Below are 14,492 nucleotides of genomic sequence, written 5' to 3'. Positions count from 1 at the left end.
GCGTGTGATGGCTAAGGCAAGCGGCGTATGTGCAAATGACGCATTTCTTAGCGCTTCACCAGCCAGACGCTGCCCTTGCTAACAACAGTTGCCTGCCACAAGCAATAATTTGCCCCCCAGCGCAGATACCTGCTTTCACGACAGCGGTTCCGGCGCCGCCGATTGGGCCGGACGAGAGTTATCCATTGGTAGCGGGATAAACACAGCGTTATCGGTCGGCGGCAGCGCAATGCGGCCCGCCTGCCAGTCGGCCTTGGCCTGCTCAATCCGTTCCCGCCGCGACGATACGAAGTTCCACCAGATGAAGCGCGGACCTACATGCTCGCCACCTAGCAGCATCAAAGTGGTCGTTTCCAGAGCCACCATCACGGGGTCCTGACCCGGCGTAAACACCAGCAGCTGCCCCGCCGAGTAGCGGGTGCCGCTCACCTCAATCTGCCCTTTAGCCACGTAAGCGCCGCGCTCCCGGTGGCCCTGCGGCATACCAAACCGAGCGCCCGGCTGCAACACCACATGTAGGTAAAACAGGGGCGAATGCGTGCGCACGTCGTTGCGCAGCCCAAAAGCGTTGCCCGCAATCAGGCGCATCCACACCCCCGAATCGGTGAAGATGGGAAGCTCCTGGGGTTGATAATTCCGGAAACTGGGAGCACTTTCCTCATCGGCTTCGGGCAAAGCCACCCAGGTCTGAATCATTTCCAGCTGCCCGCCGCTCAGCGTAGCCGGGTCTTCAAACCGCTCCGAATGCGCAATGCCACTGCCCGCCGTCATCCAGTTTACCTCACCCGGTCGGATGATCTGCTCCACGCCTAAACTATCGCGGTGCATCACCTGGCCGCCAAACAAGTAGCTCACCGTGGACAACCCAATATGCGGGTGCGGCAGCACATCCAGACTTTGCAGCTGCTCAGGAGGAAGCCCCACCGGTCCGGCATGATCCATAAAAATGAACGGCCCCACCATGCGCCGCTCCCGAAATGGCAGAATACGCCGCACATCAAACCCAGCGCTAATGGACGCCTGGCGCGCATTTATAACCAAATCAATCATAAAAGGTGACTAATTGAATAAAGGGAAACAGTACGGCGGCTACTTGATAAGTCAAGATAAAGTTTATCCGATATTTCTATCTAAGTGCATCAGTTATGGTAAGCCTCCAAAAACGAAGATTTATTAATGATTGTATTCTACACTTAGCTAAATCAATTAGTATTAATGGTATTGTTTAGCAATTATAATGAGTGAAGAAAAGGGGTTTGAAGCTACAGAAAGTTGAGTTTGCGCTTGTGTTTGGCTAATATTATTGGGAACTTTATGGACATGTCAAGCATTACAAATATTGCGTTCTGCGCAGCTAACGGTACTTTTGATACGCAAGCTCGTAGTGCCAGCAGCCTGCGCCCCGCTGATATTCTTCGTAGCTTTTACTCGAACTCCATGAGTTGAACAATACGTTTTTGCCTGTTATTCATTTTCAGGCGTCTTTAGTGAAAAAGCCTTTCAGTTCTGCGGCTGAAAGAGAGGTACAAGAACATTAACCGTGGCAAGCGCCACACCCCACTGTGTCAGAAGAGAAGAACCCCCAAGACTCAAACCAGGAAGAGCAGCCAAACCTATTTGGCGCCGGCGACTCCTTTGAGTTCGAGTCTACGTCGGCCACACCCGAGGATGCTGATGCTGCATCGGAAAAGGAAAAGGCAGAATTTGTAGTGAGTGCCTCCGGCGAATTGCTGCTGTCTGAGTCGTCCGAGGATGTGCACGTTACGACTGAGCCCACGCCGGTGACGGAAGAAACGGAGGAGGAGCCCAAGTTTGCCCCCGGCGAAACCATTCATGACGTGGCCACCGTAGCCGGTATGTATCAGAACTGGTTTCTGGACTACGCCTCCTATGTGATTCTAGAGCGGGCCGTGCCTGCCATTGAAGATGGCTTGAAGCCCGTGCAGCGCCGCATTTTGCACGCCATGAAGGAGATGGACGATGGTCGCTTTAATAAAGTGGCCAACGTTATTGGGCAAACCATGCAGTATCACCCCCACGGCGACGCTTCCATCGGCGACGCGATGGTGAATCTGGGGCAGAAAGACTTACTAATCGAAACCCAGGGCAACTGGGGCGACATCCGCACCGGCGACGGAGCCGCTGCGCCGCGTTATATCGAGGCCCGTCTGTCCAAGTTTGCGCTCGATGTGGTGTTCAATCCTGACATCACCGACTGGCAGATGAGCTACGACGGCCGCAAGCGCGAGCCGACCACGCTGCCTGTCAAGTTTCCATTGCTGCTGTCTCAGGGCGTAGAAGGCATTGCTGTAGGCTTGAGCACTAAGATTATGCCGCACAACTTCCGCGAGTTGTGCAAGGCCAGCATCGACGTGCTGCGAGGCCGTGACATTCAGTTGTTCCCTGATTTTCCGACTGGGGGGCTTTGTGACATCACCAACTATAACTCGGGCAGCGGGGGGCAAAAATCCGCCTGCGCGCCACCATCGAGAAGGCCGACAAAACCATGTTGGTCATTCGCGATATTCCCTACGGCACCACCACCACGGCGCTGATGGAAAGCATTGTGAAGGCATCGGAGGCCAATAAAATCAAGATCAAAAAGGTAGTCGATAACACGGCCGCCGAAGTCGAGATTCAGGTGCACTTGCCCACCGGCGTATCGCCCGACCTCACCATGGACGCGCTGTACGCCTTTACGGACTGCGAAATTTCGATTTCGCCCAATACGTGCGTTATCATCGAGGACAAGCCGCGCTTCGTAGGCGTGGAGGACATGCTGCGGCTGAGTACTCAGAAAACGGTGCGGCTGCTGGAGCGCGAGCTCGAAATTCGTCAGGATGAGCTGCATGAAAAGTGGCATTCGGCTTCACTGGAGAAGATATTCATCGAGAATCGCATTTACCGCAAAATTGAGGAATGCGAAACCTGGGATGAGATTCTGGAAACCATTGACGCGGGCCTGAAGAAATTTGTGCGCGTAGAAGGGGAGAAGCTGAAGGCCAATGACACGCGCATTGTGCTGCGCCGGGCCATCACCCAAGACGACCTCACGCGCCTGACCGAAATCCGGATCAAGCGCATTTCGAAGTTCGACGGCTTTAAGGCGGATGAATACATTCAGAAGCTGGAAACCGAGTTGGCTGAAGTAGCCGACCATCTGGCCAACATTACGCGCTACGCCATCAGCTATTTTGATGGTTTGCTGAAAAAGTATGGCACTGGTCGGGAGCGCAAAACCCAGCTTCGCACTTTCGACGTGGTGACGGCCCAGAAAGTAGCCGTAGCCAACCAGAAGCTCTACGTGAACCGTCAAGACGGCTTCGTCGGCTTCGGCTTGAAAAAGGATGAATTCGTTTGCGACTGCTCCGACCTCGACGATATTATCGCCATTCGCCGGGACGGTTCGTTCATGGTTACGCGCATCGCGGAGAAAACCTTCGTTGGCAAGGATATTCTGCACGTGGGCGTGTACAACAAGAACGATGATCGGCTCGTGTACAACATGATGTATCAGGATGGACCGTCGGGTGTGACCTACGCTAAGCGTTTCCTTGTGACGGGCATTACCCGCGACAAAACCTACGATCTAACCAAGGGGGGCAAAAACTCCAAGGTGCTGTACCTGACTGCTAACCCGAACTCTGAGTCGGAGATTGTGAGCGTGCAGCTAACGGATAAAGCACCAGCGCGGGTGAAGCAGTTTGAGTTTGACTTCGCTGAGCTGGCCATTAAAGGCAAAGGCTCGCAGGGCAACATCGTGACCAAGCAGCCGATTAAGCGAATCAAGCAGGAAGCCCTCGGCGACTCCACTTTGGGTGGCCGCGAGATGTTCTTCGATAGCGTTGTAGGCCGCCTCAACACGGCTGGCCACGGCCGCTACCTGGGCACCTTCGACACAGATAATACGGTGCTTGTGGTGTACAAAGACGGCAGCTACGAGCTGAAGTCGCCCGATACCGCTCATCACTTTGATGTGCCCAATATTGTGCTGTTGCGCAAGCTAGAGCCCGATACCGTGCTCAGCGCCGTGTACGTGGAAGGGGAGACGAAAGTGCACTACGTCAAGCGCTTCAAAATTGAAACCAGTACGCTGGAGAAGCGATTCTCCTTTATTTCCGAAAGCAAAAGCTCCAAGCTGTTGGTTGTGACGGCCAACCCGGAGCCGCTGGTAGAGATGAAAGTGCAGCGCGACAAGAAATCGGACCGCGAAACCGAAAAGCTGCCGCTGCACACGTTTATTGACGTGAAAGGGTGGAAGGCAGCCGGTAACAAGCTGGCATACTATAAAATCCACTCTTTGGCTCTGCTCACCGACGAAGGTCCAGAGCCGGAGCGCCGGGCAGCGGCCAAGAAGCGCGGCCCGGCTACCATTCCAAGACCGGCAGCACCCACGTCCGCTGAGCCGCTGCCGGAGCTTACGGGCCCGGTAGAAGTAACCAGTGAAGACGTAGAACGCGCCCAAGCCATTCTGCGACAGCCAAAATCACAGTTGAAGCTGTTTTAAATGAGAAAAAAGCCCCCAGAAGCAGTCTGGGGGGCTTTTTTTGCTTAATCTGCAAACTTAGCCTTAAAGGAACAGCATTGGCTGCTTTTGTGGTTTGCCAGGTATAGCCATGAATGATTAAGTTTCGGATTCCGACCCCAAATTTCAACGCTGGTAGTAATGCCAAGCTATTTACTAGCCTATGTTTTTGCCCCGTATTTACAGGCCATTCATACTGCTAGGAATGCTCATATTAATTGGGTCGGAAGCATTAGCTGCCACGCTTTCCGTGCCGGATGTAGGTAAACTATTAGCTGAAGCGCGATTGCTTCAGCGAAAATACCTCGATTCGGAAGCGCTGGCGAAGTACGAGCAGGTGCTGGATGAAGATGCCAAAAATTATGAAGCACTCTGGCAGGCCGCAGCGCTCAGCGTGCGTATCGGCACGCGCTATACCGACGAAACACGGCGGTCGGCATACTTCACGTCGGCCGGACAATATGCATATCGGGCTTTCGTAGCTAAGTCGGATGGGGGAGAGGCCAATTATGTTGTAGCCTTATCCTTGGTCAACCAAGCCACGCTGCTGCGTGCGCGCGGGCGTTTGCTGATGTACAAAGAAATGCAGCCCTACGTGTTTCGGGCCGTCGCGCGCCGCCCCGACTGGGCCGATACATGGCAGTTACTCGGGCGCTGGCACTATCGTGTAGATCATTACAACGTGTTGGAGCGGGTGTATAGTGAGTTGATTTTGGGCGGGATGCCCGGCGGGGCAAGTAGTAATAAAGCGGTGGACGCACTCAAGCGCGCCCATGAACTTGACCCGAAGCGCATACAATTCTGCTACGATCTTGCCCGTGTATACCAGAATCAGCGCCAGTTCGACGAAGCCATTACAGTGTTAGTTGCTTCGCAGAAACTGGAGCCTGTCACGAGTGAAGAGCTGGAGGTGAGTCGGCGCTGTCGGAACCTGTTACAGCAACTGGCGCGAAAGAAACGCGGGCGCAATGAGGTCGAGTAAGGTCTTGTATGGCTGACGGAATCGTTGTTGGCTTTGAAGTTATCTTTGTAGCCGGATAAGTAGTCGAGAATAGCATTAATCGACTTCGTTTCGCTCGTTATAGCTTATCTGTATTTCTTCCTAAGGTTCGTAGCTACTGTGGCTGTTTTTCGCCGTTTTCTGCCTTTGCTTTTGTGCGTCGCTGTCGCCTCCGCCTGCGACCAAGCACCTACTGGCCCACCAGCCACGATGGTAAACTTAGCTACCGTGCAAAGCGGCCCTCAATTACAGGCCAAGACGCTTGATGGTGCTATCGCCCGGCAACCCCGCAAAGCTTCGTTATACGCTCGCCGCGCTACATTTCGTCTCGATGCTGGTCAGATTGCTCCCGCATTAGCAGATATTGAGCAAGCCCTCACCCTCGATGACTCCCCCGGTGAATTTTATTTCATTAAGGCTCGCGCCTTGCGCGCTCAAAATCGGCTCGAAGCCACGTTAAGTGCGGCGACTGAGGCTTCAAAGCGCGGGTTCTCTTCGCCTGAGCTGAACCTGTTGGTAGGTGAAACCCATTTAGCTGCCCGCCACCACCAGGCTGCCCTCGATCATCTCGACCGTGCCTTACAGCAGGAGCCGGAACTCGTCGCTGCTTTATTCTACAAAGGCTTAGCTCATGCTGCATTAGCTGATACAGCCCAGGCGCTGGATTACCTCCGCGCTAGCTTGGCCCGCGACCCTCGGCAACCCGAAATCCTCCATCAGTTGGCTTTCTTATCAAACGCAAACCGCCGCCCGACCGCCGCTGCGGTATACGCGACGCGTGGCCTGCGCCTAGCGCCCACAAATGGGTCCCTTTGGTATGATTACGGACGCCAGCACGAACTGCAAAACCGGCCTGATAGTGCCTTACGCGCTTACACTCGTGCCGTAGCGTTGGATACTACGCTATATCGTGCCGATTACCGTCTGGGCTTAGCGGCATTTAAAAAGCGTCGCTACGCTGACGCTTTACCCCATCTACAGCGTGCGCTGCGCCGGGCTCCCCGCTTGCCGGGTGGCCGTCAGATGGTAGCAGAAAGTTTCGAAGCTTTGGGCCAATCCGCTGAAGCAGTTGCTCAGTATCGCATTCTGGTGGCCGAAAATCCAGGTAACAAACATTGGACTTATCGCACCTGGAAAGCGGGAGAACGGGCGCGTCAGTTACGTGGTGATACTGTCCGTCGTCCAAGTCGTCAGGCCATTGCTCCTTTGCCTGAGCGAGCCTTACCTACGCTTCGCTAAGCAACGCGGGGGGCTTTTTTGGTGAAACTAAGACCTGTCATTAGTTCCTGACGCCAAGAGCACTGCGGCTGTTTGCCTAAAGATTTGGGGTGGTTGCTCTAATAAATGCCCCCCACATTCGGCCTAACCCACTAACTTGCGGTCTAACGCTGTTTGTAGAGCATTTTTCTCTAACCAATGATTGACATCACTCTTCCCGATGGCTCCGTGCGCCAGTTTGTAGATGGCGCGACGGGCTACGACGTAGCCGCTAGTATTAGCGAAGGCTTAGCGCGCAATGCTTTGGGCGTGCGCGTAAATGGCGAGATCCGTGACCTGCACCGCCCTATCATGCAGAATTCTGCCATCGAAATCCTTACTTGGAATGATGACGCGGGCAAGAATACGTTCTGGCATTCTTCGGCGCACTTGATGGCTGAGGCCCTAGAGGCATTATATCCGGGTGTAAAGCTTGGTATCGGTCCAGCTATCGAAAACGGCTTTTATTACGATATCGACCTAGGCGAAGGCCGTACTATCTCAACCAACGACTTCCCCCAGATTGAGCAGAAAATGCTCGAGCTGGCCCGCAAGAAAAGCCAATATGAGCGCCGTGAAGTGCCTAAAGCAGAAGCTATAGCCTATTTCACGGAGAAAGGCGACCCCTATAAGCTTGACTTATTAGAGCGCCTAGAAGACGGTACCATTAGCTTTTATACGCAGGGCGATTTCACTGACCTATGCCGCGGCCCGCATATTCCCGATACAAGTCCGATCAAGGCGGTGAAACTGCTGAACGTAGCCGGCGCCTTCTGGCGCGGCGACGAAAAAAATAAGCAGCTTACTCGCGTCTACGGTATCACTTTTCCTAAACAGAAAGAGCTGACCGAATACCTAGAGCGTCTGGAAGAAGCTAAACGCCGCGACCACCGCAAACTGGGCAAGGAGTTAGAGTTGTTCGCTTTTTCTGAGAAAGTAGGAGCGGGGCTACCGTTGTGGTTACCCAAGGGTACGGCCCTGCGTGAGCGCCTTGAGCAGTTCATGCGCCGTGCCCAGGTAAAAGCGGGCTACTTGCCCGTAGTGACCCCTCATATTGGCTCAAAGGAGCTTTATGTAACATCGGGACACTATGAGAAGTATGGCGCTGATTCTTTTCAACCCATCAAGACGCCTAATCCTGGTGAGGAATTTTTCCTCAAGCCAATGAACTGCCCGCACCACTGCGAAATCTACAAAACCAAGCCTCGCTCATACCGCGACTTGCCTTTGCGCCTGGCGGAGTTTGGAACAGTATATCGTTATGAGCAAAGCGGTGAACTGCATGGCCTCACCCGCGTGCGTGGCTTTACACAAGATGACGCGCATATTTTCTGCCGGCCAGATCAGGTCAAGGAAGAGTTTATCAAGGTTATCGATCTTGTACTATATGTGTTCCGGGCGCTTGGCTTTGAAAACTATACTGCTCAAATATCTCTCCGCGACCCCGAAAATAAGACAAAGTATATTGGCTCCGACGAAAACTGGGCTTTAGCGGAAAGTGCTATTCAAGAGGCAGCGGCAGAGAAAGGGTTGCCTACAGTCACAGAATTAGGAGAAGCGGCTTTTTATGGTCCCAAGCTCGACTTCATGGTACGTGATGCGCTAGGCCGTAAGTGGCAGCTAGGTACCATTCAGGTTGACTATAACCTGCCCGAGCGTTTTGAACTCGAATATGTGGCCCCTGACAATTCTCGCCAGCGACCAGTAATGCTGCATCGTGCTCCGTTTGGGTCATTAGAACGCTTTGTAGCAGTGCTTATTGAGCATTGTGCCGGCAATTTCCCGCTGTGGCTCTCGCCTGAGCAATTTGCTGTACTACCTATTTCTGAGAAATATCAAGACTACGCACAGCAAGTTTATGACCGTCTAGTGCAAGCGGAGTTGCGAGGCTCGTTGGATAGTCGCGATGAAAAGATAGGGCGTAAGATCCGCGATGCTGAAATAGCCAAAGTGCCGTATATGCTCATTGTAGGGGAGAAGGAGCAGGAAAATGGCATTGTTTCACTCCGTAAACATGGAGAAGGCGATCTAGGAAGTATGCCAATTGAAGCATTCATTCGCAGCTTTAATAGTCAAGTAGCTGAAATGATAGTAGGTAATTAGGAAGCTTAAATAAAAACTGCCCATCATGGTAAATGCTCTGATGGGCATGTTTTTATATAGTCACTTTTTTAGATTCAAAAAATAAGCGGATATTTGCCCGCTGATTGAAACTCATCGCGGCTCGCTGTGTTGGGTTAGATAGTACCTAAAGATTATTCGCTCACCTTTCAGAAGGAGGACCAACTCATAGCAACCCCAAATCGCCGCTACATCCCCCGTGCTCAGGTGGAGGAGCCGTTTAAAATCAACCAGAAGATTACGGCCCGCGAAGTGCGCCTGGTCGGTGAAAACATCGAGCAAGGTGTTTATCCAATTGAGCAAGCTCGTCGCTTAGCTCAAGAGCAAAACTTGGACTTAGTTGAAATTTCGCCTACGGCCGTGCCGCCTGTATGCCGTGTTATCGACTACTCTAAGTTTAAGTATGAGCAGAAGAAGCGCACGCGCGAAATGAAAGCTAAAGCCACGAAGGTGGTGCTAAAGGAAATTCGTTTCGGTCCTAATACTGACGAGCACGACTTCGCTTTCAAGCTGAAACATGCACAAGAGTTCCTACGTGAGGGAGCCAAAATAAAGGCCTATGTGCACTTTGTAGGCCGCTCAATCGTATTTAAAGAGCGCGGTGAAATTCTTCTGCTAAAGTTTGCCCAAGCACTAGAGGACTTAGCTAAAGTAGAACAGTTGCCTAAACTTGAAGGTAAACGCATGTTCTTGTATCTGGCTCCTAAAGTGGCTGTAGTTGCTAAGCCTAAAGCACCTGCCACCAAAGAGGGGGGAAAAGAAGCTGCACCCAAAGAGCCTAAAGAAGTTAAAGCCAAAGAAGAACAGGCTTAAAGTAGGTCTAATTGATTATTGCCTCAGTAATTAATTAATCAGACGCTTTATCAAGCATTTCCTTTTTCTCAATTTATACCACAATGCCAAAAGTAAAGACGAAATCCGGTGCTAAGAAGCGTTTTACGCTCACCGGAACGGGCAAGGTGAAGCGGAAGCACGCCTTCAAAAGCCACATTCTCACTAAGAAGTCTACCAAGCAAAAGCGTAACCTAACGCATGTTACGCTTGTTAGCTCGGCCGATATGAATCGGGTGAAGGATATGCTGAATATCTAGTAGCGTTTGGGACGCTGCAATGTGATAGTAGTTTGGCCCAATTCTCTATTTGTAAATTCAGGATTTTAATAATTTTCCACCAGGTACCCGGTTTGCAAGACAAGCATTGTCACCGGTCACCAAAAAAAGTAGGTTATGCCAAGAAGTGTAAATAATGTGGCTTCACGCCACCGTCGCAAAAAGGTAATGAAGCTTGCGAAAGGCTATTTTGGCCGTCGCAAGAATGTTTGGACCGTTGCAAAAAATGCCGTCGAGAAAGGCTTGTTATATGCCTACCGCGACCGGAAAACCAAAAAGCGTGAGTTCCGCGCCTTATGGATTCAGCGTATTAACGCAGGTGCCCGTGAGCACGGGTTGTCATATTCGCAATTCATGGGCGGCCTGAAGAAAGCAGGTATCGATTTGAATCGTAAAGTATTGGCTGATCTAGCATTAAATCATCCAGCTGCTTTCCAAGGAATCATCGAAAAGCTTAAGTAACACTTCTTACTGATTAATTAAAAAGCGTTCACCTTATTAAAGGTGAACGCTTTTTTTCTTTTGGATCGTATTTAGTACTTAATAACACCTAAAACTAAAGCGACTTTTGTTATAGGAATGCTCCTCGTATTAATAATTGTGGGATTCGTACGCTTTTATGTAAATAGAAAAGATTCATATTCATGAGCAAATGATTTAAATGAGTAGCACGCTGACCAATATATGTTATAGTTCTAACTCAATAGAAAGTATATGCCCAGCTAATCCAATGGAGCTCGATTATAGAGTATTGGTCACTTGTTCACCCTAATGTGTCCAATTAGGAGTCAACTGCCACGTAAGGCTATGCTATGAATAGGTACTTATCACATACTCTACACAGTAATTGAGAGATTACTAACTGCTCCTGAACTATGCTATTAATTCAGGCTAATTATGTAATCAGCTTGAACACGAAACTTACGTTGAACGATCTATGATAATTCTTTCAAACCAAAATGCTTCTAAGGCAATGTGTCTATCATATGAATGCCTATGGAGTTTACACCCTAATCATCGCGTAAGCTTCTAGATTATCAGTTACATAGGCCACTAAATAAGTCTGGTGCCAGCAGGGCAGGGAACGTCTTGTGTAAACGCGAACAGCCCCCCGCATCCGCTGATAAAGGGACGCTGGGGGCTGAACTGAAAGTAAGGTTGGCGGCGACCGACTCTCCCACCGGTGAAGGTAGTACCATAGGCGCTCCGGGGCTTAACTGCTCTGTTCGGAATGGGAAGAGGTGAACACCCGGGCTAAAGCCACCATTACTGGCGGTTGTGGCTAGTGCACAGCCACAACAAAAACGTTGACGTAGAAAACGAGTAAGAAGCCACAGAAAAGAGCTGGTACTAGGTAAGTGTTCGAGTCATTAGTACTACTCGGCTCAGCCATTTCGGACCTTCCACCTGTAGCCTATCGACGTGGTAGTCTACCACGACTCTTCGTATATGAGAGATCTCATCTTGAGGTGAGTTTCGCACTTAGATGCTTTCAGCGCTTATCTCATCCCAGCGTAGCTACCCGGCGCTGCAGCTGGCGCCACAACCGGTGCACTAGCGGCTGGTCCATCCCGGTCCTCTCGTACTAAGGACAGGTCCTCGCAAATCTCTAACGCCCACCACAGATAGGGACCGAACTGTCTCACGACGTTCTGAACCCAGCTCGCGTGCCACTTTAATCGGCGAACAGCCGAACCCTTGGGACCTTCTCCAGCCCCAGGACGTGACGAGCCGACATCGAGGTGCCAAACCTCCCCGTCGATATGAGCTCTTGGGGGAGATCAGCCTGTTATCCCCGGCGTACCTTTTATCCTTTGAGCGATGGCCCTTCCATGCGGAACCACCGGATCACTATATCCGTCTTTCGACCCTGCTCGGCTTGTAGGCCTCACAGTCAAGCCCGCTTCTGCTATTGCGCTCTGCGTACGGTTACCAAGCGTACTGAGCGGACCTTTGAAAGCCTCCGATACTCTTTTGGAGGCGACCACCCCAGTCAAACTACCCACCAGACACTGTTTCCCCGTCTCGGAGATTAGGCACCGAGTAACACAAGGGTGGTATTTCAACGTTGGCTCCCCGAAAGCTGGCGCCTCCGGCTCATAGCCTCCCACCTATCCTACACATGTGTTACCCAGCGTCAATGTCAAGCTATAGTAAAGGTGCACGGGGTCTTTCCGTCCCGTGGCGGGTACTCGGCATCTTCACCGAGACTACAATTTCACCGAGCTCACGGCTGAGACAGCGCCCAGATCGTTACACCATTCGTGCAGGTCGGAACTTACCCGACAAGGAATTTCGCTACCTTAGGACCGTTATAGTTACGGCCGCCGTTTACCGGGGCTTCGATTCAAACCTTCGCCTTGCGACTAAGTTCCCCTCTTAACCTTCCGGCACCGGGCAGGTGTCAGACCTTATACTTCCGCTTACGCGTTCGCAAAGTCATGTGTTTTTGTTAAACAGTCGCCTGGGCCTTTTCACTGCGGCTTCTTGTCTTGCGACAAGGAAGCGACCCTTCTCCCGAAGTTACAGGTCCATTTTGCCGAGTTCCTTGGCCGTGATTCACTCGAGCCCCTCAGGATACTCTCCTTGACTACCTGTGTCGGTTTGCGGTACGGGTTACAATAAGATTAAAACGCTTAGCAGGTTTTCTTGGCAGTCTGATTAGGTACACTATCCCCGTGGCCGAGGCCGTAGGGTACTATCACGTTTCAGCAAAGTCAGCGGATTTACCTACTGTCTCTATACCTACGCGCTTCAACGGGCACTTCCGTCCGCCCGCGGTACTTTCACTTCTGCGTCACTGCATCACTTCTCATTGTAAGTGCTGGAATATCAACCAGCTGTCCATCGACGTAGCCTCTCGGCGTAGCCTTAGGTCCCGACTAACCCTGCTCCGATTAGCGTTGAGCAGGAAACCTTAGTCTATCGGGGGGCGGGTTTCTCACCCGCCTTATCGTTACTCATGCCTACATTTGCTTTTCTAGCCGCTCCAGCACGCCTGACAGCATACCTTCACCGCTGCTAGAATGCTCCCCTACCACTTATGCATAGCATAAATCCATCGCTTCGGTACCGGACTTGATGCCCGCGTATTATCGATGCCCTCTCGCTCGACCAGTGAGCTGTTACGCACTCTTTAAATGAATGGCTGCTTCCAAGCCAACATCCTGGCTGTCAAGGCAAGTGGACCTCCTTTGTTCAACTTAGTCCGAATTTAGGGACCTTAGCGGATGGTCTGGGTTCTTTCCCTCTCGGCATGGGACCTTAGCACCCCACGCCTCACTGCCGGCTATATTACGTGGCATTCGGAGTTCGTCTGGATTCGGTAGGCTTTGACACCCCCTAGTCCAATCGGTAGCTCTACCTCCACGTAACTCAACGCCGACGCTGTACCTAAATACATTTCGGGGAGTACGAGCTATTTCTCAGTTTGATTGGCCTTTCACCCCTACCCACAACTCATCCAAATCCTTTTCAACGGAAACTGGTTCGGGCCTCCAGTTGGTTTTACCCAACCTTCACCCTGGTCATGGGTAGATCACAAAGTTTCGCGTCTACCCCCCTGACTCTGCGCCCTATTCAGACTCGCTTTCGCTGCGGCTCCATGACTTGAGTCATTTAACCTTGCCAGGGAGGAGTAACTCGTAGGCTCATTATGCAAAAGGCACGCCGTCACCCCACAAAAGGGCTCCGACCGCTTGTAAGCACACGGTTTCAGGTTCTTTTCACTCCTCTATTCGAGGTTCTTTTCACCTTTCCCTCACGGTACTGGTTCACTATCGGTCTCTCAGGAGTATGTAGCCTTAGCGGATGGTGCCGCTGGATTCAGAGGGGATTTCTCCGGTCCCCCCTACTCAGGAATCCTCTACCGTGCTTGATTCTCTCGCTTACGGGATTCTCACCCTCTATGATCGACTTTCCCACGTCGTTCAGCTAAAACCAAACAATCAGATGTTGAGGTCCTACAACCCCGCGCTGGCCGTAACCAACCCGGTTTGGGCTCGTCCCCGTTCGCTCGCCACTACTTAGGGAATCATTGTTATTTTCTGTTCCTCCGGGTACTTAGATGTTTCAGTTCCCCGGGTTTGCCCGTCTACCACTAAAGATAGACGCCCCTGTGCTTCACACAGGTGGGTTGCCCCATTCGGATACCCGCGGATCACCTCGTATGTGCCAATCCCCGCGGCTTTTCGCAGCTTATCACGTCCTTCCTCGCCTCTGAGAGCCTAGGCATCCCCCGTGTGCCCTTGTTTACTTACCTTATCTCCTTCCACAAGGAAAGGAGGGCTCATAACAAGAAACTACATTGAAGTAATCCTCGCTTCTTTCTTTTTCTTCTTACTCGTTATCCTACGTCAAAGAACATGTGATCTACTATTTAGATCAGAGTAGGAGGGAGGCATTACTGTCACCGACCTATATAATATTTGAATGAGAGGAAAAGACGTATTGGTAGGTTTGTCGTGTAACGACTAAAGGT

6 protein-coding genes, 2 rRNA genes and 2 pseudogenes are annotated in these 14,492 nt (G+C 51.6%); 7 read left to right on the top strand and 3 right to left on the bottom strand.

Annotated features, from left to right (window positions below):
* Window positions 1-135: 135 nt before the first annotated feature.
* Window positions 136-1,050, bottom strand: coding sequence for a pirin family protein (locus EPD59_RS11545; RefSeq protein WP_133272912.1), 915 nt, complete (start codon window positions 1,048-1,050; stop codon window positions 136-138).
* Window positions 1,051-1,781: 731 nt separating this feature from the next.
* On the opposite strand from EPD59_RS11545, the pseudogene EPD59_RS11540 reads away from it, so the two are divergent.
* The 7 genes and pseudogenes from EPD59_RS11540 to rplT all read left to right on the top strand — a co-directional run bounded on the left by EPD59_RS11540 (window position 1,782) and on the right by rplT (window position 10,474).
* Window positions 1,782-4,507: pseudogene (locus tag EPD59_RS11540) on the top strand (DNA gyrase/topoisomerase IV subunit A).
* Window positions 4,508-4,730: 223 nt separating this feature from the next.
* A complete protein-coding gene (locus EPD59_RS11535) occupies window positions 4,731-5,507 on the top strand; it encodes a tetratricopeptide repeat protein (RefSeq protein WP_165963563.1) in 777 nt (258 codons plus the stop codon).
* 171 nt (window positions 5,508-5,678) lie between these two features.
* Window positions 5,679-6,764 (top strand): tetratricopeptide repeat protein, encoded by a 1,086-nt coding sequence (locus tag EPD59_RS11530; protein ID WP_133272910.1) that lies wholly within the window; start codon window positions 5,679-5,681, stop codon window positions 6,762-6,764.
* Window positions 6,765-6,941: 177 nt separating this feature from the next.
* Window positions 6,942-8,885 carry a threonine--tRNA ligase gene (gene thrS, locus EPD59_RS11525; protein WP_133272909.1) on the top strand — a complete coding sequence of 648 codons (1,944 nt, stop codon included), beginning with the start codon at window positions 6,942-6,944 and terminating at the stop codon, window positions 8,883-8,885.
* Window positions 8,886-9,071: 186 nt separating this feature from the next.
* Window positions 9,072-9,629, top strand: a pseudogene (gene infC, locus EPD59_RS11520) (translation initiation factor IF-3); the annotation flags it as partial.
* 170 nt (window positions 9,630-9,799) lie between these two features.
* Window positions 9,800-9,994: a 50S ribosomal protein L35 gene (gene rpmI / locus EPD59_RS11515; protein ID WP_133272907.1), complete on the top strand. Its 195-nt coding sequence runs from the start codon at window positions 9,800-9,802 to the stop codon at window positions 9,992-9,994.
* Window positions 9,995-10,129: 135 nt separating this feature from the next.
* Window positions 10,130-10,474 carry a 50S ribosomal protein L20 gene (rplT, locus tag EPD59_RS11510; protein ID WP_133272906.1) on the top strand — a complete coding sequence of 115 codons (345 nt, stop codon included), beginning with the start codon at window positions 10,130-10,132 and terminating at the stop codon, window positions 10,472-10,474.
* Between the two features lie 694 nt (window positions 10,475-11,168).
* On the opposite strand, the gene rrf is transcribed toward rplT, so the two are convergent.
* A 5S ribosomal RNA gene (gene rrf / locus EPD59_RS11505) occupies window positions 11,169-11,280 on the bottom strand.
* Between the two features lie 82 nt (window positions 11,281-11,362).
* A 23S ribosomal RNA gene (locus EPD59_RS11500) occupies window positions 11,363-14,273 on the bottom strand.
* Window positions 14,274-14,492 lie beyond the last annotated feature (219 nt).

Origin of the sequence: Hymenobacter radiodurans, from assembly GCF_004355185.1 — a bacterium.
Lineage (GTDB): Bacteria > Bacteroidota > Bacteroidia > Cytophagales > Hymenobacteraceae > Hymenobacter > Hymenobacter radiodurans.
This window is presented reverse-complemented; position numbering and strand designations above follow the sequence as displayed.

Coding starts and splice junctions, on each gene's coding strand:
- EPD59_RS11545 (WP_133272912.1), bottom strand. CDS start 1,050: ATGATTGATTTGGTTATAAATGCGCGCCAGGCGTCCATTAGCGCTGGG.
- EPD59_RS11535 (WP_165963563.1), top strand. CDS start 4,731: ATGCTCATATTAATTGGGTCGGAAGCATTAGCTGCCACGCTTTCCGTG.
- thrS (WP_133272909.1), top strand. CDS start 6,942: ATGATTGACATCACTCTTCCCGATGGCTCCGTGCGCCAGTTTGTAGAT.
- rpmI (WP_133272907.1), top strand. CDS start 9,800: ATGCCAAAAGTAAAGACGAAATCCGGTGCTAAGAAGCGTTTTACGCTC.
- rplT (WP_133272906.1), top strand. CDS start 10,130: ATGCCAAGAAGTGTAAATAATGTGGCTTCACGCCACCGTCGCAAAAAG.